The organism is Lactiplantibacillus sp. 3062, from assembly GCF_055413545.1.
In genome coordinates, this window is record NZ_JBVAYE010000009.1 from 54,840 (window position 1) to 81,303 (window position 26,464).

Here is a 26,464-nt window from a genome sequence, read left to right on the forward strand (position 1 = left end):
ATGGCTGATTGGTTGGAAAATGCGGTCCCAACGGTCGATAAGCAGGATTGTTTTTAACCCGTATTAAATTGATGAATATATTATAGAAGAAAGTGGTGTCGAATATGCAAAATATGGAAGAATTATACGAACTGATCAAACAACGGAAGGCAACGCCTAAGAAGGGATCCTACACAGATTATTTATTTACTAAGGGACTGGATAAGATTTTAAAAAAGGTTGGTGAGGAATCAACCGAAGTTATTGTGGCGGCCAAAAATCCCGGTGACGACGAATTAACCTATGAGACAGCCGACTTGTTGTATCACGTTTTAGTGTTATTGGTCGAACGTGGTGTTAGTTTTGACCAGATTAAGCAAGAATTGGCTAAACGTGAAGGTAAGATGAGTGACTATAAGGATCGGCCCGAAATTAAGAACCTATAGGAGGTAGCCGAATGAAAGCTAGTATTGAACAGTTAGAACCCTATGTGCCCGAAAAGCCGTTGGCGACCCTCCAAGCTGAGTTAGGATTGACAGAATTAGTCCGGTTATCAGCTAACGAGAACCCGTATGGAACCTCGCCAAAAGTGGCGACCGCTGTGAAGAATTGGGACTTCACCCAGAGTAATCGTTATCCCGATGCCGACGCACAGGAGTTACGACAAGCAGTGGCCCAGCAACAGGGAATCGACCCGAATAGCATCGTTTTTAGTGTAGGTCTTGATGAGATGATCGTGATGTTATCACGGACGTTCTTAGCCACCAACGACCAGGTGCTAGTGTCCGCACCGACGTTTTCAGAATATGGACTACATGCTGAAATCGAGGGGGGGCAATTAATCAGTGTGCCAACGTTGCCTAATGACCATGTGAACTTCGAAGGCTTAATGAAGGCCATTACGCCCCGCGTGAAGATGGTTTGGCTGTGCAATCCGAACAATCCGACGGGCACCGTGGAATCATTAGCGGCAATTGAAGCGTTCGTCCAGCAAGTACCCCCGGAGACGATGGTCCTGATTGATGAAGCCTACATTGATTTTACACCGGGCGCGGCTCAAGTAACGGCCATGCAGTTACCAGCCAAGTACCCGAATGTAGTGGTCATGCGGACATTCTCCAAAGCATATGGGTTAGCTAACTTTCGAATCGGGTACGCCGTTTTTAATACCAAATATGCCACAACGATGCAAACTATTCGGCTTCCATACAATGTGAATTCCTTGGCTCAAGTGGCAGCCCTGGCGGCAATCGATGATCCTAATTTTGTGAAACAAACGGTCCAAAAAAATGCGACGGAACGTGCTAAGTGGATGGCATTCTTTGATGATCAGGGTGTCACTTACGATCAATCTGGCGCGAACTTCATTTTCTTTAAGTATCCGAGTGCCACGCAACTGGCTGACTATTTAGTGCACCATGGGTATCTGATTCGCACTGGCTTACGGCCAGGGTGGTTACGACTAACGGTCGGAACGGCTAGCGATAATCAGCAACTCCAACAATTAATTCGTGATTTTAAGGCCTAGAATTGGCGCAAAGAAACCTGAGCAATCGGTTTCTTTTTTTGTTGCCCTAACTGCTGAACAAATTCGAGGCAGCTGGTCCGAAAGGATAGTTGTCAATAACACCTGCTAAACCATTAACTCAAGTGTTGACTTCGACGCCACTCTAAGCAGTAAAATTAGGGTGATAAAATATAGGAGGGACAACAATGTCAGAATTAGATAAATTAGCAGCCGGGGAATGGTATCAATTTAAAGATGCTGAGGTGGCCGCTCAAAAATCGCGGGCTGCCAAGTTATGCCAAGAGTTCAATCAGATCGATGCAACAAATCCAGATGCGCAAACTGCCAAGATTCAAGAGATTCTTGGTAGTTACGGTCGCAATCTTTCCGTTCAAGCAGACTTTAATTGTGATAATGGTCGTAATATTCATGTTGGTGATAATTTTCTTAGTAATTATAACTTAACTATTTTGGATATCGCGCCGGTTCATATAGGGGATAACGTGATGATTGGCCCCAATGTTGATATTTATACGGTCAATCACCCGTTGACGGCTAGTGGTCGACGCGCTAACTTGGCCCAGGGCCATCCAGTCACGATTGGTCATGATGTTTGGATTGGGGGGAGAGCGGTGATTACGCCTGGCGTGACGATTGGTAATAATGTTGTGATTGCGGCTGGAGCAGTCGTTACTCATGACATGCCTGATAATACGTTGGTGGCCGGGGTACCAGCCAAAGTTATTCGACAATTAGAATAAGAAAGGTCGCAATTGGCTAGCTTTTTGGGCACTTATTTTACTCATTGGCATGATGAGTCGTAAATACGACGAAAATAAGGTTTATTTTTGAAAATTAGTCCACGTAAGCGGCACCAATTATTTTTACAGGTATACTTAGATTAACAAACTAATATTAAGAGAAAGAGGATGCCGTTTGTTACATTTAATCGAACAGTTGTATGGACCCTTCTTCAGTGCGACTAACTGGGGTAACGTCATCACATCTGCTAATGACTGGTTAATCATTTTATCGTTAGCAATTATTGAGTGTTTACTATCAGTTGATAATGCCGTTGTCTTAGCTGCTCAGACCCAGAGTTTAGATAATTTACAAGAGCGGGAAAAATCGTTATTCTATGGCTTGTGGGGGGCCTATATCTTTCGGTTTTTAATCATTGGGATTGGCACGTATTTGATCAGTTTTTGGGAGATCAAAGTGTTAGGTGCGGCTTACCTTGGGTACTTGGTGTATCGATACTTTAGTCAGCCGAAAAATGGGGCCAAGGTGGCACAGAAACCCAAGCAACAACGACGCTTCTTCGGACTAAGCAACTTCTGGTCGGTCGTCATTCAGATTGAAATGATGGATATCATTTTCTCAATTGATTCTGTATTGGCGTCATTGGCAATTTCGGATAATCCGGTGATTGTTTTGATTGGTGGGATGATTGGGATTGCCTGCATGCGGGGCATTGCCGAGGTCATTATGCGCTTAATGCGCAAGATTCCCGAGTTGGAAACCATGGCGTATTGCTTGATTGTCTTGATTGCCATCAAATTATTTATCTCAATTCCTGCCATTGGTTGGGATATTCCCGCAACGGCTTTTGGTGGTATCGTATTAGTAGCATTTATTATTACGTTGCTGATTCATTTTTGGCGTCGGCGCCGCAATGAACAGTGCGTGGAAGGAAAGGTGCGTAAATGATGAAATTAGGTTGGATTGGTACCGGCGTCATGGGGGCAGCGATTGTCCGTAACCTGATGACGGCCGGCTATGACGTAACGGTTTATAATCGAACAAAAAGTAAGGCGGATGCGCTAGTTGCGGCGGGGGCCACTTGGGCTGATACACCGGCTGCCGTGGCAGAAACGAGTGACGTGATTTTCACCATGGTTGGGTTCCCACGGGACGTCGAACAAGTTTATTTTGGTGATCACGGGATTTTCAGTGGATTGGCCGCTGGAAAAACGGTAATTGACATGACGACGAGCCAACCCAAGTTAGCCGTTAAAATTGCGACGTACGCGCGTGAACATGACATGCACGCTTTGGATGCGCCCGTGTCCGGCGGTGATATTGGCGCCCAAAACGCCACTTTGACGGTGATGGTCGGTGGCGATGCCGATACGTACGAGGCGATGTTACCATTATTTAATGTGCTTGGTCACAAGGTCAATCATTTTGGGGATGCTGGTACTGGTCAACATGCCAAGATGGCCAATCAGATCATGATTGCAGGGACGATGACTGGGTTAACTGAAATGTTATTGTATACCAAGGCAGCCAGTCTTGATCCGGAAAAAGTCTTGGCAACGTTATCTAGCGGTGGTGCTGACAACTGGAGCATGGATAATTACGTGCCCCGGATTCTGAAGGACGATTACACGCCCGGCTTTTTTGCCCGCCATTTTCTTAAAGATTTGCGGATTGCTTTGAGTGAGGCGGATGCGATGGGACTTAATCTGGTTGCGACGGCGCAGGCTAAACGACTTTATGAAGTAATGGTCGATGTCAAAGGCTTGGGTGATCAAGGAACTCAGGGATTGATTAATATTTATTAGCGCGTGGCTGACTTGATGAAAGTCGCTCAAACATCATATATTTATTGAAATAATAGTTATCAAGGCGGGGATTCAGCGAGTTTAATCTTTCTGAATCCCCGTCTTTTATTAACATGATACGCATTATGCGAGTTAATTTGTCATGAATCGTGATTAAAACGTGCCAGTTATGTCAGTTCAAAAGCAGCCAGCTTAGGCCTGCTGGAAAAAGTTCGAGTTAGCGTAAAATTACTTAGTTGGCGCGTCCTACGCCGACTTCCAGGTATTTCTTCCAATTGCTGGAACGCGGTGGACACAGATTTAAGCCGCAGACCACGTCTTAAATACTGGTCTTCCACGCTTTAATGCCATATTGGTGAAACGTGCTCGGGTCAGACTGAGACTTCCGGTTAGCTACGCTATGACGTCAAGCGGAAATTCACCGCTTAACGCCCTAGCTAGGCTAATCCTCAGTCTCACCCCGTCTGAACCTCACACTCTTGGCAGTGCTGAGCATTGGCCGAAATGCCTTCCAGTCGGAACAGTGTTCGAATGGCGGACATGGATGTACCCAACCATTGATGGACTTGTCATTGCTTTTTATAAACGATAACTTTGTCAATCAACTGTCAGACAGAAAATGATATTGTGATAATTTACTATTCCCAAATCACCATAGTAATAATTAAACGTCTCGACAAAGTGGTTAACGCCACCCTAACGTTATGTTTAAATTTCCAGTAAAAAATTGTACCAAGTTAAGTGGCTGTTCATTTGCCATTTGAGCGGCTTCCCGACTGGAGGGGCTGGTTGACAATGCTCAGTAGCCAAATTATTCTTAGCTGGAAGTGTTTTTCTTCCGGCTTTGAATAAGACTCGTATTTGAGATGACGCGGGTTATGCGTTAGCTCAAATCGACGTCGGCTGCGTTCCAGCAATTGTCACCCAGCCCCGGAGGTCGGCATAGGACGCGCACCGGCTGACGAACAGTAATTTAACTGGCATGTTTTAATCACGATTCATGCTAAGTAATAACTAGTACAACGTCTAGCATGGTATTTTATGAAACGATATCTGAAAATAAACTTGGTATACTGTCAATCTTGATGACTAGCATTTTGATGCATTAAAAAACGGATTCTTCAGCGATGTGTGGCTGAGGGATCCGTTTGATGTTTCATGGCTTAATTAAGGCCTAATTGATTTAGTTTAAGGTTGCGGCTGCTTTTTGGGCAGCGACGTTGATGATATTCCAAGGACGGTCAAAGCCTGGTTGGAAGAAGAAGTCCGTGTAAGCTAAGTCAGCAACAGTCAGTTTAGCTTGAATAGCCACTGAGATGGCGTTGATGTTAGCAGTAACATCGTACTTCGACATGATTTGCGCACCAAGCACGCGACCATCAGTTGGGTCAAAGGTTAGTTTGAACCAAACTTTGGTGTTGCCAGCATCTTCAGAGACAAATTTAGGCCGAATGGTATCGGTGACTAACACGGATGCCGTCTTAACGCCCAGCTTGTCAGCCGTGCCTTCTTTAACACCAGTGGAAGCAAAGTGGTAGTCAAAGACGGAAAGTGCGGATGAACCAGAAACAGCAGGCATTGGTACGTTTTCGCCAAGTAAGTTCTTAGCGGCAATCCGACCTTGCCGACGAGCGTTAGTGGCTAACGCAATGCGGTTATCCTTGCCAGTTGGGGCAAATGGGACTAAGGTCGCGTCCCCGACGGCGTAAATGTCAGTGTCACTCGTTTGGAGGTGGTCGTTAATCTTGATCAAACCGTGATCATCTAAGTCGACAACGCCCTTCAAGAAACCAGTTGCTGGCCGAATCCCGGCGGCAGTTACGACCAGGTCAGCTGGATATTCGCCTTGATCGGTCACTACTTTGGTGACGTGGCCGTCAACACCTTCATACGCTTTAATACCTTGGCCAACTGCAGCATAGATGCCGTGATCGGCCATCGTCTTAGTCAAGATATCCGTGAATTCTTGATCAAGGTAAAGACTAAGTAAACGTGGTAATAGGTCGATAACCGTGACGTGCATGCCAGCTTTGGCAAAGACTTCAGCCGCCTCAATCCCAATATAACCGGAGCCAATGACAACCACATTCTTAACGCTAGGGTCAACGGTCTTGGCCTTTAATTTGATGGCCCAGTCGCGTCCACGCATTGCGTAGATGTTGGCTAAGTCATGGCCGGGTACTGGTAGGTCAAATGGTACCGCGCCGACACTTAGGACTAGTTTGTCATAAGTTTCATCACGTTCGTCACCAGTGGCGTGGTCAATGACGTGCACACTGTGACTAGCAGGGTCGACCTTACTAATTTCACTATTTACAAAAACGTGGACGCCTTGGGCTTGCATGCCAGCAGGAGTGGCATAGCTGACGGAGTTAACGTCTTTAACGGCACCTTCGAGGTATAATTGCATCCCACATGAGAGGAATGACAGAAAATCACCTTTTTCATACCATTGAATTTCAGTATCTGGTTGAGCGGCTAAAATACCGCGAACCGTTTCATAACCACCATGAGAAGAACCAACGACAATAACTTTCATAATTGTAAAGCCTCCAAATTTTAGTTTAGAACTGTTCTAAATAGAATATAACACGAACTAAGTTTGTCGGCAAGGGCAGTTTGTAATTATTCTAAATTATCAGTGAAAAATAGCTGTGCCCGTCGACACCATTTAGTTTAGAAATATTCTAGTTAGAATATAGCACTAAAATAAATTGTTCACAACTAAAACGGTTACAATTAGCTGCAAAAAAACACCCAATCATCAAAAAATTGATGACTGGGTGTCAGTATTAATAGGGATGGACTTAATGATTATTCAATAATATCGAAGAAACTTAGCAACTTTTCTTTGGTCAATTGGGCTTTTTCCTCATCACGAACATCATACTTAATCTGGCCCTGATCAAGGACAATCAGGCGATTACCATAGCGAAGCGCATCGTCTAAATGGTGGGTGATCATCAGACACGTTAACTTTTCCTCCGTGACCCGTTGATTCGTTTGTGTCATTAGTTGAGCGCTGGTCTTAGGATCGAGTGCGGCTGTGTGTTCATCTAGTAACAAGAGATCAGGGCGCTGCTCGGTAGCCATTAAAAAGCTCAGAGCCTGGCGCTGCCCCCCAGATAAATTTTCTGTTGCCGTGTTGAGCCGAGCTGAAAGACCGTTGCCATCCATCGTTTCCGTTAAGGCTTGAAAGTGGGGCAGGTGCTTTTTCAATTGGCGTAATTTTAACGTACGTCGCTTACCACGTTGGCTGGCAAGCAGTAAGTTTTCGGCAACGGTCATCCGGGGTGCGGTGCCCATCTTGGGGTCTTGGAAAACGCGCGCCAGGAAAGCGGTCCGCTTTTCAACGGATAGTCGGGTGATGTCCTGGTCACGTAACTGGATGGTGCCACTATCAACCGGCAACTCGCCACTGATCGTGTTGAAGAGGGTCGACTTACCAGCACCATTTGAACCAAGTACGGTAATAAAATCACCATCATAGACGTCTAAGTTCAGGCCCCGCAAAATTTTGACCTCATTCGGGGTTCCCGAATTAACTTTGGTCACGATATTTTTTAATGATAATAATGGGGCACTACTGTTCGTCATAACGGGCCACTCCCTTCTTTAAAACGTGATTAAGATGTAGAACTTTACTGAATTGCGGTAACATTAAGCAGATTGCCAGAATTAATGCGGATAGCAGGTTCATGTCGTTGGTGTTGAAGCCCAGTTGGAGGACTAACAGGCGCACGAACTGATACAAAATACTGCCGAGGGTAACCGCAACGAGTCGTTGATTCAACGTTAATTCACCAAAGACAACTTCACCGATGATGATCGAGGCTAGCGCAATTACGATGATTCCGATTCCCATGCTGACATCGGCATAACCGTTATTTTGCGCAATTAATGCGCCGCCCAGGCCAATGATACCGTTAGAGACCATCAATCCCATGATGGTCATGTTATCGGTGTTAATACCAATTGAACGTGCCATTTCACGATTGTCACCAGTGACAATGAAGGCTTGGCCGAGGTTAGTTTGCAAGAAGACAATTAGAAGCACGGTAATGATACTGATCACTACTAGGCCAACAAAGACGCTGTCAAAATATTTAGGCAGTGATTCCAAAAAGTGATTAGAAAAAATAGTTTGTTTGCCTAGCAATGAAACGTTGGAACTGCCGCCCATAATGCGCAAATTGATTGATAAGCACGCGGTCATCACTAGAATCCCGGCTAAGAGAATGGGCACTTTACCCTTGGTATAAAGTAGGCCGGTGACCAGGCCGGTAATCGCGCCCGCAACGAAGGCTAACAGGGAAGCGGTAACGGGGCCCATTCCATGGCTAATCGCCATGACAGCAGTGGCCGCACCGAGTGGAAACGTCCCTTCGACGGTCATATCAGGAAAATCAAGAATTCGAAATGTCAAAAATAATGCGACGCCTAAGGTTGCCCACAAGAGGCCTTGGCCGATACTCGATACGATCATACTCATTTGTAAATAACCCCTTTCGCTTTGGCTTCTTTAAGGACACTTGCTGGGAACTTGATGCCGAGCTTTTTAGCTTCACTTAAATTGATGGTCATCTTACCCTTAGTGATGACTTTGATTGGGTAGTCGCTAGTTGCTTTGCCCTTTAAAACTTGGGCTGCCATTTCACCAGTTAGTTTACCAAGTTGATACTGGTCAACGGATAAGGTTGCGAGCCCGCCCGCTTTAACCATCGTATCAACGGCTGGAATGACTGGTACCTTAGCCTTATTTGTAACGGAGACTAGCGTTTTCATGGCACTTGCGACGCCATTATCTTGCGGCGCATAAACGGCGTCGACATTGGCGGCCATGGTTTCAGCCACTTGCTGCATATCGTTGGTGTTAGAGATAGTATATAACTTGTATTTCACACCTTCTTGTTTACAAATCCGTGCAAACTTTTTGGCGTTATATTCACCACCATGATCTGAAGTGGTGTAAATAATTCCGATTGTTTTAGCGCTGGGAACGAGCTTCCGCAACAAGTCTAAGTGGGATTTCAATGGAGATTCACCAGAAGTCCCCGTAATATTGGCACCGGGATGTTGGTCGCTTTTAATTAGGCCGCTACCCGATGGATCAGTAATACCTGCTAACATAACAGGGGTTTGCTTGTTAGCCGCAGAAGCGAGGGCCTGCGCGGCGGGGGTGGCAATTCCGACTGTTAACGCGGCGTTTTCGTTCATGAATTTTTGGCTCATGGTTTTCAAGTTACTTTGATCGCCCTGGGCATTTTGATAGTCGATTTTGACCGTCTTGCCATCGACATAACCATATTCCTTTAGACCAGCGACCACGCCACGATGAATCGCGTCGAGTGCGGGGTGGGTCTGGAGTTGAAGAATGCCGACCGTCGGCACTTTCTTTGTACTGGTCGTCTTCGTGGCGGTGGTTTTGCCTGTCATGACAAAGGCCACTCCCAGAAAGACGATCAAGGCACTAATGAATGCAATCATACGTTTCAATCTAATCACCTCAAAAAATTTCTTAAGCTCGGGCAAGTTCAAAGCCAATAAAAAAGGGCAAACCAGTAAGCTCTGGTTTGCCCTTTACGGAACCGAAGCCTGCTGTGTTAAAACCCATGCAGACTTCTTTGAATATCAAAGTGAGCCGGCACAGATACAAACTGTTTGCCAGATTGTATCCGTGTGGACGGCACTACAATCTGAACGGCCGGCTTTGCCATGAACTGTTCAAGTTAGTAACTGACTTTGACATGCTTGGTTCCTCGCTTTCGTTATTGAATGAGTTCAGTATAGGCAAAGTCGAAAAAAGTGTCAAGGATAAATTTCACCAAATATTAAAATTTGTGGTGAAAATCTTGTGAGATGCGGATGCTTGGTCGTCGGCATTTGTTCGTTCTAGTCCGACCTCCGGGGCGGGGTGCCAATGGCTGGAACGCAGCCGACGTCGATTTAAGCCCGAGCAAAACCCGCCTGGTCTCAAGCCTGTGAGGGGCCACGGTTGAAGCCGAACATTGTCTAGTAACGGATTAATACGGTTTTGACATTAGTCTGTTGGCGTAGCAAGCACAGAATTTAGTGGTACCGAACACGTTTCGGGAAACCGCTCGAATGGCTGATGAACGACCACCGAGCTTAGCGCAACTTATCGGTGCCTATTTTGATACTGGCACTTTAAACAAAGCGTTAGGTTCATTAAAGCATTCTGTTGAGAGATTAAATCTTACTACACCGATTCAGGATTAGTGAGCTATCTCAATATCACTTTCAGTCTGACAGTTGATTGACAAAATAACTGTTTATAAAAAGCAACGACGAATTCATCAAAAGTTGAGTACATCTTTGTCCGCCATTCGAATACTATCCCGACTGGAAGACGTTCCGGCAATTGGCAGAAATGCCTGTAAGTTGGCTTAGGACGAACCAGCAAAGCATGTTTACGCTAACTCGCACGTTTTCCAGCGGGCCTAAGCTAGCTGCTTTTGATTTTAGTTATTCAGCAAGTTTTGAATAAGCATTCAAGTAAAACATAACGAAAAAACAATAAAATGAGTTGACAATGAATAAAGGCGGTGTTAAATTAGTTTTAAATTAAAAACAGATTAAGACGTTGAAGAGAAGAGTAATCGCATCACTGATTTGCAGAGAGCTTCGTAATGGTGAGAGAAGTATTCAGGAGTGCGGTGAAGATGAGCTTGGAGTCATGATGCGGGTCGTAGTGGCTACGCATGCGGTGGCAACCGATATATTGCGGGGTTTCCTAGATTTTTCAGGGTACTCGTCGAGGTTGTGATCGTGAGATGGCAGCGAACAACGGTGGTAACGCGAAAGCTTTCGTCCGTTAGTTTCTAACATATTAGAGACTAATGGATGGGAGCTTTTTTTTGTTTCAATACAGGTGAGAGGGAGCGGTTAGATGACAGTCACAGCAAATAATGGATTATTAGCGGCCCGTGGAGAATGGGCGAACGCAACGTGTCAAGAAAGTCATCAGGCACAACAGATTTTAATTTTAAACTTGATGCCGACTAAGGTAACGACGGAGCGGCAGTTCCTAAAGCGTTTTGCAGCCGGTAACACAGATGTGGCTGTGACGTTTATGTATCCCGCGAGTCACCATTTCAAGAGCCTGCCACAAGCAGTGGTCGCGGCACATTACGTGACGTTGGCTGATATTCAAGATCAGTATTTTGATGGCTTGATCGTCACCGGCGCACCAGTTGAGACGTTACCGTTTGAAGCAGTCGATTACTGGAACGAATTGTTAACAATCATTGATTGGTCACGACAGCACGTTAGCCAGACTTTATTTGAATGCTGGGCAGCACAAGCAGGGCTATACGCACAGTTTGGAATCGCAAAGCGCGCCGTTGCTCACAAGATATTCGGTATTTATAGTGCGACTAGTACTGATGTTAAGTCACCGCTGATTAGTGGACTGAATGCAGGAAGTTTGCTAAAAATGCCACAGTCACGGCATACAGCACTAGTGATGCCGGAACGCTTACCCGCTGGATTGCAGGTTGTCGCTGACAATCCGAAGGTGGGACCGCTCGTCTTATCTGCCCCCAAGCTGCACGCGGTCTATGTGACCGGTCATCCTGAATACGAGCGCCGCACGCTTGCCGATGAATATTTGCGCGACCGACGTAAGCACTTGCCGATTCAGTTACCTGAACATTACTTTGCTACTGAACAATTAACAACAGTTGATTACAGTTGGCAAACTTCAAGCAATCAACTGTATCAAAACTGGTTAGCAACTTTGAATTTAACGAAAGTAGGTTATTAATTATGACAACAACGAATCCTGAAAATTATCACTTTGAAACGTTACAAGTCCATGCGGGCCAGACGGTTGATGAAACGGGCGCACGGGCCGTGCCAATCTATCAAACGACTTCATACGTCTTTAAGGATGCCAAGCAAGCCGCGGGTCGCTTTGCCCTGACTGATGCCGGCAATATTTATACACGACTGACGAACCCAACGACGGACGTGGTCGACAAACGAGTGGCCGCCTTGGAGCACGGGACGGCTGGGGTAACGCTCGCAACGGGTTCTGCTGCGATAACCGCGGCAATTTTAAACATTGCGCAACAGGGGGATGAAATTGTGGCGGCCAACACCTTGTATGGTGGGACCTATGACCTGTTTAGCGTGACGTTAAAGAAGTTGGGCATCACAACGCACTTTGTTGATCCTGACGAACCGGCAAATTTTGAGACGGCAATTAACGATCATACTAAGGCCTTGTACGTTGAAAGTATCGGTAATCCTGGCATTAACTTAGTTGATTTTGAAGCCATTGGAAAAATCGCTCATGATCATGGCATTATTTTTATTGTTGATAATACCTTTGGGACACCATACCTAGTTCGGCCACTTGAACATGGGGCCGACGTGGTCGTACATTCAGCAACTAAGTTTATCGGTGGTCACGGGACGACCATGGGTGGCGTTATTGTTGAAGGCGGCCAATTTGACTGGCGTGCGAGTGGCAAGTATCCAGATTTCACAACGCCAGATCCGCAATATAACGGCCTCGTTTTTGCCGATTTGGGCGGGGCAGCCTTTACGACTAAGGTCCGGGCGGAAACGCTGCGAGATACCGGTGCAACTATCAGTCCCTTTAATTCCTTCTTGTTGTTGCAAGGTCTAGAATCCTTGTCATTGCGAGTAGAACGACACGTGACCAATACACGCAAGATTGTTGCCTTCTTAAAAGCACATCCAAAAGTTGCCTGGATCAATTATCCAGAACTGGAAGATAGCCCGTACCATGACTTAGCAACTAAGTACTTCCCGAATGGGGTTGGTTCGATCTTCACCCTGGGCTTGACTGGTGGTGAGGCTGCTGGTAAGGCATTAATTGAACATCTACAACTCTTTTCATTGTTAGCAAACGTCGCTGATGCTAAATCATTAATTATCCATCCCGCTTCCACCACGCATGCGCAATTAAATGAACAGGAATTGTTAGCAGCTGGTGTAACGCCTGACTTGATTCGAATTTCAGTGGGGGTCGAGAACGCCGATGATTTAATTGCTGATTTGGATCAAGCATTGGCACAGGTTTAATAGGTCGGAATGGTCGATGATTGAAAGTATGTGAAACGGAGGGTGCGACAATGACAACGACAATTGAAGTGGGCATGTTAGGGTTAGGAACTGTGGGTAGTGGGGTGGTTGAACGGTTGACCCGCTCGGCTGCCAAAATTGAACAAACGCAGGGTATTCGGTTGCACCTAGCAGCAGTTGCCGTTAATCATTTGAACGCGCCTCGGACTGTTCAGTTACCGATTGGGACGCGCTTGACCGATTCATTAACGAACGTTGTTTGTGACCGAAAAATCCAACTAGTCATTGAAGTCATGGGGACGGTCGCAATTGCTAAAAAGGCCATTGTGGCAGCACTTAATCAGGGTAAGGCTGTCGTGACCGCTAATAAAGACTTAATTGCAACGGCGGGACCTGAATTGGCTGCGTTAGCCAAAAAACAGGGCTGTGATTTATTTTACGAGGCTAGTGTTGCGGGGGGGATTCCGATCTTGCGGACATTAACAGATAGTTACGTGACGGACAATGTGCAGGCGGTCAGCGGAATCATCAACGGGACGGCTAATTATATGCTAAGTGCAATGGCAACCGGGCAATCGTACGAACAAGCTTTAGCTACTGCACAAGTAGCCGGGTACGCCGAAGCTGATCCGACTAATGATGTTGCGGGCATTGATGCGGCATACAAATTGATGATCCTCAGTCGCTTTGCTTTTGGGCAAGAGTTGAGCCTGCCGCAGATTGCACCCACGGGAATCACGCATTTAAGCGCTTCGGTTTGTCGATTAGCAGCTGAAAATGGCTGGCAGATTAAATTGCTCGCGCAGATTCAGCGACACGGATCTGGTTTGTATTGTCGTGTGGCGCCAGTGGCCGTGCCGGTTGATCAACCCCTGAGTCAGATCAATGGGGTCCAAAACGCTGTAGCTGTTCAAAGTGAAGCCATTGGTACCAGCTTGTATACCGGACCGGGTGCGGGAAGTACGGCGACGGCTAATAGTGTTCTAAATGACGTCTTAGTAGCGGCCAAGCACCTTATCAATGGTTATCGAATGATTCGTAACCAGAAAAGAAGTGTCTCGTTAACGGTCACTCGATTTGACCAGTTACCACAAACATACTTAGGCATTGGTCCGGTCGCACCAGAAGCCGTGAAATATTACGCTAATGAAGCTGATTTCTCAGTAAAAACGATTGCCGATGATTGTTATCAGATTACTGGATTAAGTGCGGTGAAACGCAAAAAGCTGCGTGCGAACTTGCCACTGACTTTGATACCAATTGCCGGTACAACGGACTGGAAGCAAGTGACCGAAAATTCAATAACATCTCCCATAAATGTTGCAATTTGAAAAAGAATGCTCAGGTACAGTATACTGTATCTGAGCGTCTTTTTTTGATGCTAAGTTCCCATGGGATACCCATGGCTAAGTGGATGAGCTAATTGAAATGAGTTAGCGAGACGTGGCAGTTGGTTGACTGACACGATGAGGAGTGAAATTATGAAAATTGCGGTGGTGACCGAAAGTTCTGCTAATTTAAAAGCGCAGGCGGTGAAAGACTACCAAATTACGGTGGTGAACGACCCGATTATGTTCGGTAATCATGTTTACCACGAGAACGTAGATATCACGACGGATCAATTTTACCGATTACTAAAAGTTGAAAAAGAAATTCCAACGATTTCTCAAATCTCAATGCCAGAGATGCAAGTCGTTTTTGATCAGCTGCAAGCGGCGGGCTATGACCAAATTCTAGTTATTGGGTTGAGTAGTGGTATCAGTGGCTGGATCAATAATTTGAAGACCTATGCGCCTTCAGTTGACGGTATTGACGTGCGGGTGTTTGATTCACGAACTGCTTGCGCGGGGACGGCGAACATGGTTAAGCTGGCTGCGGCCATGGCATTGGCGGACTACACCTTAGATGAAATTATTGCGCAACTGACGCGCTTGCGGGCGGCTACGACGACGGTCTTAATCGTTAACTCGATGCGCCATCTAGTTAAAAATGGCCGGATTTATAACAATAGTAGTCTGGCCGGAACGATGGTGTTGCGCAATAAGCCGATTATTACGTTCAATGGGCATGGGAAGATTCAACTTTTAGGTAAGGAACGGACGCTCAAAAATGCACAACAGGCTGTTCAAGATGAATTTAGTCAGTTTGTGATGAACAGTCAATTACCAGTTCGGCTGGACGTCATCAGCGCTAATGACGCGCAGATTGCCGAAGACTGGGCGAGCGAACTACGTTATCAGTTTCCAGCAGTCCGGGTCAAGACTGGGGTTATCGGTCCAGTTTTAGGCGTCTTGACTGGAGACCATGCGCTCGGAATGATCTGGTCATTAGATTGGAAGCCATTGTTGACGACCCTCAATCAGGAGCAAAAACAATAGGCCGTTGGGGTTGCCCGTGTGCGGTTTGCTGATGATACTGTCGTATACAGACAGCTGGGTTTTAAAAAAGTTTTGCATCGAAGGTTGACATTTTACTAAAATGATATTATGGTTATAACATTAAAACTTGATGAAAAGCTATAATGCTTTAAGGAGTAACTGACTTGTGATGCTCAGAAAGCGCCGTTGCTGTGAAGGTGTGATGACAAGTGAGTAAAAGTTAAAGGATTGGCGTGAATTTTACGAGATTCACTGGTAGCACCCATTATTGTGCACGCGTTTAGTTGTTGTGAACGCGATGAGTAGCCGGATGTGAGTTCGGTTAGCAATAAGGTGGTACCGCGCGTAAGCGCCCTTTGGATAATTTGATCGATTATTCAAAGGGCGCTTTTTCGTCAAGTGACACATAGCATTATTTTTTAGTTAACACATAGTAGTCATTATTTAGGTCGCGCATCGCGGTTAATCATCGTAAACACATAGTTGTTCGACATCACGTGACAGCACATAGTAGATCGTAAGCACGGGCCCGTTTATTGGAAAAGCACTGAAGCGAGCGGGGAACATATACACATAGTGGGCAAGACGAAAGGATGGTTTTACTTATGAAATATGGCATTATTGGCGCAGGCGCAATGGGATATCGGTATGGTGTAATGTTACAAGAAAACGCCGGTGTTGACGTTGATTTTATCGACACGTGGGAACCAAACGTCGCAAAGGTCCGTGAGCAGGGCGGCGTTGATGTGGCGCGTGATCATCAAAATCACCATGTCGTTCCAATCAATATTTATTATCCTGAAGAATATCAGGGTCATCCAGATGTTTGGATTGTTTTTAAGAAGCAAATGCAGTTAGCCGATGAGCTCAAGCGCGATGCGTCGTTATTTCATGAGGACCAGTACGTTTTCGCCGCAATGAACGGGATGGGGCACTTTGAAAAGATTGCACAATATTTCCCAGAAAATCACATTATTGGTGGTACGGCGATGATTGCAACGGTCTTGAATGGTCCGGGTACGGTTGATTTTATGGGGCCTAAGGGTAGTGAGGCGATGCATATGAGTAAGTATGCAGGTCATATTGATACGACTACCAAGCAAGTGATGGCCGATTTTAAGGCGGCTGATTTAAATCCGATTTGGTCTGATAATTTTATGGGCATGTGCATGTCCAAAGTTGTGTTTAACGCGGTCACCAATAGTTTGTGCACGATGTTCGAGATTCAGATGGGCCAATTCATCGAATATCCGGGCGTCAAGGATATGGCGACTCAAATGTTCAACGAAGCCTATGATGCTTGCGAAAGGGCAGGCATCAAACTCATTGAGACGCGGCAAGAAGAAATCGACTCGGTTGAAACGGTCAGTCGAGCCTATAAGTACCATTATCCATCAATGTATCAAGACTTCTCAAAGGGACGGCCAACCGAAGTTGATTATATTAATGGCTATATTGCTAAGATTGGGCGGGAACATGACTACGTTTGTCGCGTGCATGAGTTTGTGACTCACGAAGTCCATTTAGCAGAAATGATGCGGCAATACCGGCACCCGGAAATCCCCGTTGCTGAAAAATAAGATTATTAATGAAAAAGTTCTGAGTATTTTCAGAACTTTTTTTGTGGGCGGAAAAACTTAATTTAGTAAGGTTGAAATCGGTTTCTTTAACATTGGTCTATACACTTAGGTGACCTTGTAAACTTGCAATGAAAACATGTTGTGATAGGATTTATAACGTGCTTAAAAAGAGAATGAGGAGAAATTGGTATGAAGACATATTTTCAGAAAATCGGTCAGTCATTGATGCTACCGATTGCAACGTTGCCCGCAGCAGCGATTTTGGTTGGGATTGGGAATTACCTGCCAAAACAGTGGCTGTTTGCAAATTACTTGATTCAGGGTGGTAACGTTGTCCTGAATAACTTAGCCTTGCTGTTTGCAGTCGGCTTAGCTATCGGGATGTCAGTCAATAAGGACGGCGCGGCAGCTATTGCTGGTTTGATCGCGTTTGAAGTTCCGGTGATGGTGTTAAAACCAGCGACATTAGCGACGATGCTAAATGTTAAAGTGAGTCAGATCAATCCAGCATTTAGCGCGTTAGATAACAATGTGCTGATTGGAATCAGTGCTGGACTGATTGCGGCTGCGCTCTATAATCGGTTCCACGAAGTAAAATTACCAATGGCGCTCTCATTCTTTAGTGGTAAACGCCTAGTGCCAATTATGGCTGCTTTTGTGATGCTGATTGTGACGGCGGTATTGTACCTTGTTTGGCCGTTTGTCTACGATGCCATCGTCCTCTTTGCAACGGGAATTTCAAAATTAGGTTTCGTGGGGGCTGGTCTATATGGCTTTTTCAATCGTTTATTGATTCCGACTGGTTTGCACCACGCCTTAAATTCCGTATTCTGGTATAACGTTGCGGGGATCAATGATATTGGCAATTTCTGGGCCAGCCATGGTGTTAAAGGAATCACAGGGATGTATGAAGCTGGATTCTTCCCAATTATGATGTTTGGCTTGCCAGCTGGTGCGTATGCAATTTATCGTAATGCACGACCGGAACGAAAAAAAGAAGTGGGTTCATTGATGTTAGCTGGTGCGTTTGCGTCGTTCTTTACGGGGGTGACCGAACCGCTTGAATTTTCATTCATGTTCGTGGCATGGCCGCTCTACTTATTACATGCCGTTTTTATGGGACTATCATTAGGATTCGCCGCGTTAATGCACTGGACCGCCAGCTTTTCGTTTAGTGGCGGGTTAGTCGATTATTTATTGAGTTTTCGGATGCCGTTAGCCAACCAACCCTATATGTTACTGGTTCAAGGGCTGGTGATGGCCGTCATTTATTACTTTGGTTTTGACTTTGCAATCAAACGGTTTAATTTGAAGACGCCTGGTCGTGAAGTTGTGTCTGCAGATGTCGATGGGGTGGGTGCACCTGCTAGTCCAGCGGTGGCCGTTGCAGCAACGGATGATAAGTATATGCGCCAAGCAAAGCAACTTTATGCGGCTATTGGTGGTCATGACAATATTAGTGTGATCAACAATTGTACGACGCGGCTGCGGTTACAACTTAAGGATACGGAAAAAGTCGATCAGCCGGCCGTAATGGCTGCTGGCGTGCCTGGTTTGAACGTACTGGATATTCATAACATTCACATTGTGATTGGCACGGAAGTCCAGTTCGTCGCGGAGGCTTTACAAAAATTATTTTCTGGTCAGGTGGCGACGACCCCGGCATCTGATGCTGAATCAAAGGCCCCGGTTGAACCGCAAACTGCTACTGTAACGGAAGCGCCGGTGACAACGATTTTGCGGGCACCGGCAACGGGACAATTAATGCCGATTAGTGCGGTTGCGGATGAGACGTTTGCTGGTAAACTCTTAGGTGATGGTTACGCTGTTGAACCCGAAGATGGTGAAGTCGTTGCTCCGGTTAGTGGGACAGTGACAAGTGTCTTTCCGACCAAACACGCTATCGGTTTGAAGACGACGAGTGGTTTAGAAGTCTTATTACACATGGGGATCAATACCGTGGAAATGAATGGTACGCCGTTCAAGTTACACGTGGCAACGGGTGACGAAATTGCGGCCGGTACTGCGGTAGCGACGGTTGACTTGGCTGCTATCAAGTCAGCCGGTAAAGCGACAACCATGATGGTCGTTATCACCAATATGGATCACGTTAACAAACTAACCCTTAATCCAACTGGTCATGTGACTAGCGGTGATTTGATTGGCGCAGCTGAATAAGTTACGCGCTGTCGACGTTGGGTTTATTGAAAAAGTTTCGTCTAAATCTTTTCGATTTAGGCGGAACTTTTTTTGTCGCATTGGTTATCGAGGCAACGGATGACAGCAAATGAACAGCTTGATGCGGGGACAGTGCGTTTGATTGCTTCCCGCTGACTCCCACGATATACTATTGGCATTATAGGGGGGCGGTAACATGATTGACTAAGTATTAGTATTGAACTCAACGCCAACGGGGATTTTACAGAATTCAGTTTCAGGAAGCATGGTGATTGACGCGGCACTTGATGCACGACTAGTCAAGCGACTAATGCAGGCGCTAACTCAATCGATGCTTAAGGTCAGGGTTGCAACCGCGGACGACTTACCGGTGACCGACCACCAATTGCTGGTCGTCAGTCGACCAGGGGCAGTCGTGTTGGACTTACAAGCTAGTGCGCGAGTTCTGATTTATCCAGAAGCAACGGGACTGACAGCCGCTGGAATGACACAGCTAGCAGTGCAGATTGATCAACGATTGACTAAAATATCCAGATAACGATCAAAAAACGCCCAGGGCAGTTGTTCGCAAGTTACTGAACAGTTGCCCTGGGCGTTTTTAATGATTAGTCTTTGTGGTGTTTTTTAATGATAGTTACTAATTTCAATCAAGTTGTTATCAGGATCACGAACATACAGTGACGTCAACTTTCCGTGGGCACCAGTTCTTTCAACCGGCCCGGTAATCACATCCACGAAATAACTCTTTAAGTGATGCTGAATATCATCAATATTATCCTTCGCAATCAAGCAAAGATCTGCACTGCCGGGTGTCGGCTTAGCCGCAATGGGTTGGTGTGGCTGGTTAGTGGTCTGAAAGTTAATTTTTTGTTTACCCACTAAGACAGCTTGACGGTCACCATCGAAGGTCACAATGGGAAGGTCAAATACTTCATGGTAAAACCGTAATGACCGTGCAATGTCAGTAACGGTTAGGGTCAAATGATCGATATCGCGAATATTCACAAGCTCAAATCCCTTCAAAAATAATTCATTATTAAACGTGTCGTACTCATCAGATTTGGCATGAACCATGATTAAAATGTACCAGTTAGATTGCTGTTCGTCAGCCGTTGCGCGTCCTATGCCGACCTCCGGGGCTGGGTGCCAATTGCTGGAACGCAGCCGACATCGATTTGAGCTAACGCATAACCCGCGTCATCTCAAATACGAGTCTTATTCTAAGCCGGAAGAAAGACACTTCCGACTAAGAATAATTTGGCTACTGAGCATTGTCCGTTGGCGTAGCAGGCACAGGCTTTAGTGGCACCGAACACGTTTTTGGAACCCGCTCGAATGGCAGATTAACGGCCACTTAACTTGGTAAAATTTGTCGCTGACTATTTTGACACCGGAACTTTAAACGAAACGTCAGGGTTCCATTAACCACTTTGTCGAGACGTTCGATTATTACTATGCCACTTGAGGAGTAGTGAGCTCCCACAATATCACTTTCAGACTGACAGGTAATTAACAAAATTACCGTTTATGAGGAACAATGATAAGTCCATCAAAGGTTGGGTACATCTTCGTCAGCCATTCGAATACTGTCCCGACTGGAAGGCGTTTCGGCCAATGCTCAGCGGTGAAATTCCACTTAGCAAGCGTCCTTGGCTTGGTTAGTGGAAGACCAGTATTTAAGACGTGGTCTTCGGCTTAAATCTGTGTCCACCGCGTTCCAGCAATTGGCAGAAATGCCTGGAAGTCGGTGTAGGACGTCGCTAACTAAGCAAGTTTACGCTAAATAGATCCTTTTCCAGCGGGCCTAAGCTGGCTGCTTTTGAACTTACCCAACTGGTATGTTTTAATCATGATTCATGCCAATAATAATGAGTATAAGACGGTGTTATTCAGTATACCACGATTGATAATGGGACGGATGTGACCGTATTTGGGAAGCAACTCAAAAAATAACAACTGTAACCGTTCACACCGGACGCGACTTTTGACAATGCTTGCTTTTCATAGTAATGTAGGTGTTACTATAAGAAGGAGGGCTATTCGTGATAACAATTCGACCAGCCGATCAAGACGACGCGGGCCAGATAGCACCGCTAATTAATATGATTTTTGATGAAATGCAACTTGAGGAACTAGACGACATTCCTGAACCTGACTTAGAGCAGGCCATTACTGCCGCTTACCGGACACCTGATTATTTGTCTGGTAAGGCAACGACGGTAGTGGCCGAGGCCGATGGTCAAGTGGTCGGGGTAGCGTTTGGTTATCCTGACAAAAATGAGGACGCGGTGGACGACGTGTTAGCACGAGTTACTGCGAATAATGATGCGTTTGGTTCAGCATTTGAAGCTGAAGCTGAAAGTTATGAGCACGAATGGTACCTGGATTCGATTGCGGTCGACCCGAATTATCAGGGTCATGGGATTGGCGGGAAGTTACTCGCCGCCCTGCCAAGATACGCGCGACAAGCTGGTCAAAAGCGGATTGGTTTGAACGTTGACATGGCTAATTTAGGAGCTAAGAAGCTCTATGACCGTTATCATTACGAATCGGTAGGAATTAAGCCTATCGGTGATCGGATGTACTTCCATATGCAATATGAACTAGATAAAGACTTGGTGCTAGCTTAGTATCAGGGCTATCGCAACGGGCCTCGTGATATGACGGGGCCCGTTTTAATACGGGTCAAAATGAAAGTGTAGGTTGAAAACAACATGGCTTTACTAGAAGTAACGGATTTATCGCAAAGCTTTGCGGACCGTAAATTATATGACGATGCGAATTTTACGCTGGAACGAGCGGATCATATGGGTATCGTTGGTCAAAATGGGGCGGGTAAGAGTACCCTAATTAAGATTTTAACTGGCCAGATCTTACCATTATCTGGTCAGATCAAGTGGCAGCGCAACGTTCGAACTGGCTATCTGGATCAATACGCCGATATTCCAGCCGGCATGACGCTATACGCCTTTTTGAAAACGGCTTTTCAACGCTTGTATGATTTAGATGCGCAGATGCAACAACTTTATGCGGATTATGCTGAAAAGATGGATGACCAGTTATTGGAACGTGCAGGTCGGATTCAGGAGACCTTGGAAGCCAATAATTTTTATGATATTGAGACAGAAATGGAACGGGTAATTACCGGACTAGGATTAGATGAAATCGGTCGGGATCACGTCATCAGTGAGATGTCTGGTGGTCAACGGTCGAAGATCATCTTGGCTAAACTATTGCTGGAAAACCCGGATGTGATTATTCTTGATGAACCGACGAACTACCTCGATACGGCGCATATCAGTTGGTTGGAAGATTATTTGAACGGCTTTGAAGGGGCCGTTATGGTGATCTCTCATGACTATGATTTCTTACAACAGGTCACAAACTGTATTTGTGACGTGGCATTCGGTAAAATTATTAAGTACCGGGGCGATTTTAAAGCGGCTATGCGGCAAAAAGAAGCACGTAAGGAAGCCCAACTGAAGGCGTTTGAAAAGCAACAAGTTGTGATTGAAAAAGCCGAAAAGTTCATTCGCAAGAACAAGGCCGGTTCAAAGTCAACGATGGCGAAGTCACGGGAAAAGATGCTATCGCATTTGGATCGGGTTGATCCACCGAGTGAAAATGAACACGCTAAGTTTGCCTTTCCATACCTTGATACGGGTTCTCAAAATGCATTGAGTGTGACGAAGCTGTCTGTTGGGTACGGAAAGCCGTTGTTGGAACCCGTGACTTTTACGATGACCAACGGTGAAAAATTAGCGTTTAAGGGCTTTAATGGGGTTGGTAAATCAACTTTGATCAAGTCAATTTTAGGTGTAATTCCAGCGTTAAGTGGTAAGTCAGATTTTTCGCCATCTGCTAAAATCAATTATTTCAATCAAGATTTGGAATGGGATAACCCACAGTTGACACCGTTACAGACGATTCAAAATGAATACCCTACGATGTTACCGAAGACAATTCGGACTAAGTTGGCTAAGTGTGGGATTAATGCGGCGAATGCGATGAAGCCAATGCACTTACTCAGTGGGGGCGAACAGACTAAGGTTAAATTAGCCTTGCTTGAATTGGTTCCAAGTAACTTCTTAATTATGGACGAACCAACGAACCATTTGGACGATGAAACTAAAGAAGGCCTCAAGCGTGCATTACAGGCTTTCCAAGGTAATCTAATCTTGGTTAGTCATGAGAGCAGTTTTGTGAATGGCTGGGTTGACAAGGAATTGAACGTCGAGAAACTCAGTTTGAAAGAACGACAAGGCTAATTCTTATCCTTTTTAATAGCAGTCCATGCTTGGGCTTGTCTGTGGACAGACATTCAAGCATGGACTGTTTTTGGATGTCCTGATTAGGAGAAAATTATTTTTAGCTGACTAGTTAATTTGAAAATGGACTGCTGGCGATTCAGTAATTATTGGACCGTCAGCGCGCCATTGTCCCCATCGGTAATCGCTAAACCCAAAAAGGCCGTTAATTTGTAAATCGGGAACGAATTTACAAATTAACGGCCTTTTGGGAACAATTATTAATCCGTTAGTAATTGACTTTCAACCGTGGTCTGGTCGCGACCGGCCTGCTTGGACTGATAGAGGTAGTCGTCAACGCGGACGAACCAATCAGTGAAAGTCTGGTCGGTTGGTTGCAATTCTGAAATACCAATTGAAACGGTCACGTTCAACGTTTGAGCGTTAAATTTGATTGGCACTGTTTTCAGTTTACGCTGAATCGTACGCATTATTTGACCAGTTTCAAGCGCTGAGATACCACGAAAAATGATGACGAATTCTTCACCGCCATAGCGGAAGATCTGACCGTGAGTGCTGCGCTGATTAAGTTCAAGTTCAACAAAATGCGCCACGTGTCGGAGTACGACGTCGCCAGCCAGATGGCCGTACTGATCGTTAAAGGCTTTAAAGTGGTCAATATCGAACATGACCATGGTGACGGGCCCCATTTGATGGTGCTGATACGCGGCAAACACTTCATGCGCATGCGTGTCAAAGCTGGCGCTGTTACGAATACCGGTTAATTCATCGTAATTGACTTGTTGATCAAAGGTGAGCACTTCATTGAAAAACTTTTGGACGCGATTGACTGCTAAACGAATCAACCACATGTAAAGGACAAAGGCTAGAATGATGACGAGTGTATGGCTCAATTTGAACGGATGAACTGACCAAATAACGCCCCACCAAGTGCCACTATATAGTATTTGGAACAGGAGATACTTCCATTGAGTAGCGTGTAATTCTTGATAGTTATGAGTAATATAGACGACTGTACTAATCAAGATAATGGCCATGGCCAGAAAAACTGGCAGGTACTGCGTGCTGTGGCCCAACCAGATGGCCTGACCATAAATGAACAATGGCATTAACAGGTTAATAATTTCAACGGCCAGGTTGCGCATGGTGTTAAGGCTGAACAGAAGAATCGTTAATTGAACCGTTGCGTAGGTCCAACTGATAATGCTACCTGAATTCAGCGTAATGAATATTTGTCGTAATAGGATCATACTAATGAGGACACTTAAAGCCTCGGCACCATGGGCCCCAATAGTCCAATATCGATTTTGACGACGATGGACCTGTTGCTCTAGGAGGTAGGTCAGAATGGTCATTAGGGTGATCAGGCCAATTGTAATGAGAATGACAATTAGCATTTTGATATTAAAAAGATCTCGGCCTAAGCTCGATAGCGTAAGTAGATGTAACACAGTGCGCCCCCATAATTGTTGCGTTTAATTAATTTGTCCTTTAATCATAACACGTTACGCAGGTAACTGTTAACAGCAGTTTGCAATAATTTAAAAATCATCAAACAGTCTTTACTGAAAAATAACCTAGTCTTTACATAAATATGATGATGATTTAGGCCTCAATACGGCATACTTACCATGTAAGGTTAGATAGCAAACGCAATAAAAAGGAGTTTGTAAAATGCTGCATGGAACGTTCTATGGTGTGATCTTGATTAGTTTCTTGATTGGTATCGGCGTGCAGTGGTATTTTCGTGAATACTTTCAATTATTAGTGTTCGGCCATAGTGTTGAGATTTTATTTATGATGGTATTAGGTTGGTACCAGTTCGGCATGCTCGTTTTACTACCGCTGTTAGTTTTATGGGGAATTGGACTTGGTGCAATTTATGTGATGAACCGATTCGCGTAATTAGTTTGTGTCGTGGAGGTGCCCAATGAGACGATGGTTTGTGAGTTACACGCTAGGAATGATTGTTGGTGCGGTGTTATTTTTGTGTAGTTTAGTTGCCATTCATTGGTTGGGACCACAATTATGGGTGGGCGTGGCTTTAGGTGGGAGTCTATTGGTAGGCTGTAATATTGGCTTAGAAGTTCTCAAGCGTCATTATCAAGTGACGACACCACAAGCGATTTTTAGGTTATTGAATTGGTCCTGAGGTGCCCATAACTGATAGTTGGGTTTGATTTGAAGCGGGCTACCGATCTCTGACATTGCAATTGGAATTCATTAAATAGGCGCATCGAGAAACTAACATGGTTTCTCGGTGCGCCTATTAAGCTACAGTTTCCCTGTGCATGCGGATTAATGATTAATTTTAGACATGTCGTGATCATCGGGCAACGTGAGGCCACGGTTAGGGACACTTGTTGAAAAGACGATCTGAGTACTCGTTTTTCCAAATGTTTGTAATTGGTTGACAAACTCGTCTAATGCCTGCGTTGATTCGAAAATCACTTTCAAAATTTGAGAGTATTCACCCGTGATACAGTCACATTCCAGAATATTAGGAATGCCAGCAACAAATGGGTAAAAGCGCTCCTTTTGCGTTGGTTCAAGTTGGAGTTGAATATAGGCTTTTATGTGGTAATTGAGCTTTTCAAAGTTAAGATTTGCTTGATAGTCACGAATGATGCCACTCTTTTTCAGACGAGTGATGCGAGCGGAAATTGCGGGCGAAGAAATGAAGCATTGATCGGCGAGCGCTTTTAAGGAGATTCGCGCGTCGGCCTGCAAGGCGTTCAAAATCTTCAAATCGGTTTTATCCATCGTTAAAACGCCTCCTAAGTAATTATTAGTATCATAGCATACTTTCACAGTGATTTTTAATATTTAGTGTAAAGTTTCTACTGAAAGGATAGCTTCTTAACGTGCCGAGGTGCCACGGCGGTGTGGGGCGATCGATTAAAGTTAAAATCACTTCAAGGTTTGACCAGGA

The 26,464-nt window shown here is 45.3% G+C and carries 24 protein-coding genes; 17 read left to right on the forward strand and 7 right to left on the reverse strand.

Going from position 1 to position 26,464, the window contains the following annotated elements; genetic code table 11:
* Positions 1–104: 104 nt before the first annotated feature.
* The 5 genes from hisE to ACWQAU_RS11750 all read left to right on the forward strand — a co-directional run bounded on the left by hisE (position 105) and on the right by ACWQAU_RS11750 (position 4,053).
* Complete coding sequence (hisE, locus tag ACWQAU_RS11730) at positions 105–425, forward strand: phosphoribosyl-ATP diphosphatase (RefSeq protein ID WP_003642719.1); 321 nt, start codon at positions 105–107, stop codon at positions 423–425.
* An 11-nt stretch (positions 426–436) separates the two neighbouring features.
* Positions 437–1,507, forward strand: coding sequence for a histidinol-phosphate transaminase (hisC, locus tag ACWQAU_RS11735; protein WP_013355773.1), 1,071 nt, complete (start codon positions 437–439; stop codon positions 1,505–1,507).
* A gap of 185 nt (positions 1,508–1,692) precedes the next feature.
* On the forward strand, positions 1,693–2,247 hold the full coding sequence (locus tag ACWQAU_RS11740; RefSeq protein WP_013355772.1) for a sugar O-acetyltransferase: 555 nt from the start codon (positions 1,693–1,695) through the stop codon (positions 2,245–2,247).
* Positions 2,248–2,422: 175 nt separating this feature from the next.
* Positions 2,423–3,196, forward strand: a complete 774-nt coding sequence (locus tag ACWQAU_RS11745; RefSeq protein ID WP_003642722.1) for a TerC family protein — start codon at positions 2,423–2,425, stop codon at positions 3,194–3,196.
* Entirely contained in the window at positions 3,193–4,053 is an 861-nt protein-coding gene (locus tag ACWQAU_RS11750; RefSeq protein WP_033608051.1) for an NAD(P)-dependent oxidoreductase, read from the forward strand. Before ACWQAU_RS11745 ends, ACWQAU_RS11750 begins: the two co-directional genes overlap by 4 nt.
* Before the next feature lie 1,183 nt (positions 4,054–5,236).
* Here the strand turns inward: ACWQAU_RS11750 and ACWQAU_RS11755 are convergent.
* From ACWQAU_RS11755 to trpX, 4 genes are all read right to left on the reverse strand, one after another.
* Positions 5,237–6,592: an FAD-dependent oxidoreductase gene (locus ACWQAU_RS11755; protein ID WP_011101823.1), complete on the reverse strand. Its 1,356-nt coding sequence runs from the start codon at positions 6,590–6,592 to the stop codon at positions 5,237–5,239.
* Positions 6,593–6,867: 275 nt separating this feature from the next.
* Entirely contained in the window at positions 6,868–7,650 is a 783-nt protein-coding gene (locus ACWQAU_RS11760; RefSeq protein ID WP_003642726.1) for an ABC transporter ATP-binding protein, read from the reverse strand.
* A complete protein-coding gene (locus tag ACWQAU_RS11765) occupies positions 7,637–8,545 on the reverse strand; it encodes an ABC transporter permease (protein ID WP_003642727.1) in 909 nt (302 codons plus the stop codon). The genes ACWQAU_RS11760 and ACWQAU_RS11765 overlap by 14 nt, the downstream gene beginning before the upstream one ends.
* A complete protein-coding gene (gene trpX, locus ACWQAU_RS11770; protein ID WP_003644679.1) occupies positions 8,542–9,540 on the reverse strand; it encodes a tryptophan ABC transporter substrate-binding protein in 999 nt (332 codons plus the stop codon). Before trpX ends, ACWQAU_RS11765 begins: the two co-directional genes overlap by 4 nt.
* A gap of 618 nt (positions 9,541–10,158) precedes the next feature.
* On the opposite strand from trpX, the gene ACWQAU_RS11775 reads away from it, so the two are divergent.
* The 8 genes from ACWQAU_RS11775 (at position 10,159) to ACWQAU_RS11810 (ending at position 19,802) form a co-directional block, all read left to right on the forward strand.
* Positions 10,159–10,293 carry a hypothetical protein gene (locus tag ACWQAU_RS11775; protein WP_003642730.1) on the forward strand — a complete coding sequence of 45 codons (135 nt, stop codon included), beginning with the start codon at positions 10,159–10,161 and terminating at the stop codon, positions 10,291–10,293.
* Between the two features lie 670 nt (positions 10,294–10,963).
* Positions 10,964–11,839 (forward strand): homoserine O-acetyltransferase/O-succinyltransferase family protein, encoded by an 876-nt coding sequence (locus tag ACWQAU_RS11780; protein ID WP_027821876.1) that lies wholly within the window; start codon positions 10,964–10,966, stop codon positions 11,837–11,839.
* Between the two features lie 2 nt (positions 11,840–11,841).
* Positions 11,842–13,128 (forward strand): O-acetylhomoserine aminocarboxypropyltransferase/cysteine synthase family protein, encoded by a 1,287-nt coding sequence (locus ACWQAU_RS11785; RefSeq protein WP_003642732.1) that lies wholly within the window; start codon positions 11,842–11,844, stop codon positions 13,126–13,128.
* Between the two features lie 50 nt (positions 13,129–13,178).
* Positions 13,179–14,459: a homoserine dehydrogenase gene (locus ACWQAU_RS11790; protein WP_079111829.1), complete on the forward strand. Its 1,281-nt coding sequence runs from the start codon at positions 13,179–13,181 to the stop codon at positions 14,457–14,459.
* Positions 14,460–14,609: 150 nt separating this feature from the next.
* Positions 14,610–15,506 (forward strand): DegV family protein, encoded by an 897-nt coding sequence (locus tag ACWQAU_RS11795; RefSeq protein ID WP_003644677.1) that lies wholly within the window; start codon positions 14,610–14,612, stop codon positions 15,504–15,506.
* Positions 15,507–16,111: 605 nt separating this feature from the next.
* Positions 16,112–17,086, forward strand: coding sequence for a ketopantoate reductase family protein (locus ACWQAU_RS11800; RefSeq protein WP_013355767.1), 975 nt, complete (start codon positions 16,112–16,114; stop codon positions 17,084–17,086).
* A gap of 189 nt (positions 17,087–17,275) precedes the next feature.
* Positions 17,276–19,264 (forward strand): N-acetylglucosamine-specific PTS transporter subunit IIBC, encoded by a 1,989-nt coding sequence (gene nagE / locus ACWQAU_RS11805; RefSeq protein WP_027821877.1) that lies wholly within the window; start codon positions 17,276–17,278, stop codon positions 19,262–19,264.
* A 265-nt stretch (positions 19,265–19,529) separates the two neighbouring features.
* Positions 19,530–19,802, forward strand: coding sequence for a hypothetical protein (locus ACWQAU_RS11810; RefSeq protein WP_235851286.1), 273 nt, complete (start codon positions 19,530–19,532; stop codon positions 19,800–19,802).
* An 86-nt stretch (positions 19,803–19,888) separates the two neighbouring features.
* Here ACWQAU_RS11810 and ACWQAU_RS11815 read toward each other — a convergent pair whose 3' ends face one another.
* The gene (locus ACWQAU_RS11815) at positions 19,889–20,338 is read right to left on the reverse strand and encodes a VOC family protein (protein WP_011101813.1); all 450 of its coding nucleotides are present in this window, start codon (positions 20,336–20,338) and stop codon (positions 19,889–19,891) included.
* A gap of 968 nt (positions 20,339–21,306) precedes the next feature.
* Here ACWQAU_RS11815 and ACWQAU_RS11820 point away from each other — a divergent pair.
* Together ACWQAU_RS11820 and ACWQAU_RS11825 are read left to right on the forward strand one after the other, a co-directional pair.
* Positions 21,307–21,894 carry a GNAT family N-acetyltransferase gene (locus tag ACWQAU_RS11820; protein ID WP_003642738.1) on the forward strand — a complete coding sequence of 196 codons (588 nt, stop codon included), beginning with the start codon at positions 21,307–21,309 and terminating at the stop codon, positions 21,892–21,894.
* A gap of 84 nt (positions 21,895–21,978) precedes the next feature.
* Entirely contained in the window at positions 21,979–23,532 is a 1,554-nt protein-coding gene (locus ACWQAU_RS11825; protein ID WP_003646605.1) for an ABC-F family ATP-binding cassette domain-containing protein, read from the forward strand.
* Between the two features lie 260 nt (positions 23,533–23,792).
* Here the strand turns inward: ACWQAU_RS11825 and ACWQAU_RS11830 are convergent, their stop codons facing one another.
* Positions 23,793–24,983, reverse strand: a complete 1,191-nt coding sequence (locus ACWQAU_RS11830; protein ID WP_079111828.1) for a GGDEF domain-containing protein — start codon at positions 24,981–24,983, stop codon at positions 23,793–23,795.
* 223 nt (positions 24,984–25,206) lie between these two features.
* On the opposite strand from ACWQAU_RS11830, the gene ACWQAU_RS11835 reads away from it, so the two are divergent.
* Positions 25,207–25,437, forward strand: coding sequence for a hypothetical protein (locus ACWQAU_RS11835; protein ID WP_003642741.1), 231 nt, complete (start codon positions 25,207–25,209; stop codon positions 25,435–25,437).
* A gap of 25 nt (positions 25,438–25,462) precedes the next feature.
* A complete protein-coding gene (locus tag ACWQAU_RS11840) occupies positions 25,463–25,684 on the forward strand; it encodes a hypothetical protein (protein WP_003642742.1) in 222 nt (73 codons plus the stop codon).
* Between the two features lie 146 nt (positions 25,685–25,830).
* Here ACWQAU_RS11840 and ACWQAU_RS11845 read toward each other — a convergent pair whose 3' ends face one another.
* The gene (locus tag ACWQAU_RS11845; protein ID WP_003642743.1) at positions 25,831–26,295 is read right to left on the reverse strand and encodes an Lrp/AsnC family transcriptional regulator; all 465 of its coding nucleotides are present in this window, start codon (positions 26,293–26,295) and stop codon (positions 25,831–25,833) included.
* Between the last annotated feature and the right edge of the window lie 169 nt (positions 26,296–26,464).

Bases quoted from the DNA above. Each gene is read 5' to 3' on its own strand.
- ACWQAU_RS11765 (WP_003642727.1), bottom strand. From the start codon at position 8,545: ATGAGTATGATCGTATCGAGTATCGGCCAAGGCCTCTTGTGGGCAACC.
- ACWQAU_RS11815 (WP_011101813.1), bottom strand. From the start codon at position 20,338: ATGGTTCATGCCAAATCTGATGAGTACGACACGTTTAATAATGAATTA.
- hisE (WP_003642719.1), top strand. From the start codon at position 105: ATGCAAAATATGGAAGAATTATACGAACTGATCAAACAACGGAAGGCA.
- ACWQAU_RS11795 (WP_003644677.1), top strand. From the start codon at position 14,610: ATGAAAATTGCGGTGGTGACCGAAAGTTCTGCTAATTTAAAAGCGCAG.
- ACWQAU_RS11750 (WP_033608051.1), top strand. From the start codon at position 3,193: ATGATGAAATTAGGTTGGATTGGTACCGGCGTCATGGGGGCAGCGATT.
- ACWQAU_RS11835 (WP_003642741.1), top strand. From the start codon at position 25,207: ATGCTGCATGGAACGTTCTATGGTGTGATCTTGATTAGTTTCTTGATT.
- ACWQAU_RS11785 (WP_003642732.1), top strand. From the start codon at position 11,842: ATGACAACAACGAATCCTGAAAATTATCACTTTGAAACGTTACAAGTC.
- ACWQAU_RS11760 (WP_003642726.1), bottom strand. From the start codon at position 7,650: ATGACGAACAGTAGTGCCCCATTATTATCATTAAAAAATATCGTGACC.
- trpX (WP_003644679.1), bottom strand. From the start codon at position 9,540: ATGATTGCATTCATTAGTGCCTTGATCGTCTTTCTGGGAGTGGCCTTT.
- nagE (WP_027821877.1), top strand. From the start codon at position 17,276: ATGAAGACATATTTTCAGAAAATCGGTCAGTCATTGATGCTACCGATT.
- ACWQAU_RS11775 (WP_003642730.1), top strand. From the start codon at position 10,159: ATGGCTGATGAACGACCACCGAGCTTAGCGCAACTTATCGGTGCCTAT.
- ACWQAU_RS11790 (WP_079111829.1), top strand. From the start codon at position 13,179: ATGACAACGACAATTGAAGTGGGCATGTTAGGGTTAGGAACTGTGGGT.
- ACWQAU_RS11845 (WP_003642743.1), bottom strand. From the start codon at position 26,295: ATGGATAAAACCGATTTGAAGATTTTGAACGCCTTGCAGGCCGACGCG.
- ACWQAU_RS11840 (WP_003642742.1), top strand. From the start codon at position 25,463: ATGAGACGATGGTTTGTGAGTTACACGCTAGGAATGATTGTTGGTGCG.
- ACWQAU_RS11755 (WP_011101823.1), bottom strand. From the start codon at position 6,592: ATGAAAGTTATTGTCGTTGGTTCTTCTCATGGTGGTTATGAAACGGTT.
- ACWQAU_RS11800 (WP_013355767.1), top strand. From the start codon at position 16,112: ATGAAATATGGCATTATTGGCGCAGGCGCAATGGGATATCGGTATGGT.
- hisC (WP_013355773.1), top strand. From the start codon at position 437: ATGAAAGCTAGTATTGAACAGTTAGAACCCTATGTGCCCGAAAAGCCG.
- ACWQAU_RS11780 (WP_027821876.1), top strand. From the start codon at position 10,964: ATGACAGTCACAGCAAATAATGGATTATTAGCGGCCCGTGGAGAATGG.
- ACWQAU_RS11810 (WP_235851286.1), top strand. From the start codon at position 19,530: ATGGTGATTGACGCGGCACTTGATGCACGACTAGTCAAGCGACTAATG.
- ACWQAU_RS11825 (WP_003646605.1), top strand. From the start codon at position 21,979: ATGGCTTTACTAGAAGTAACGGATTTATCGCAAAGCTTTGCGGACCGT.
- ACWQAU_RS11740 (WP_013355772.1), top strand. From the start codon at position 1,693: ATGTCAGAATTAGATAAATTAGCAGCCGGGGAATGGTATCAATTTAAA.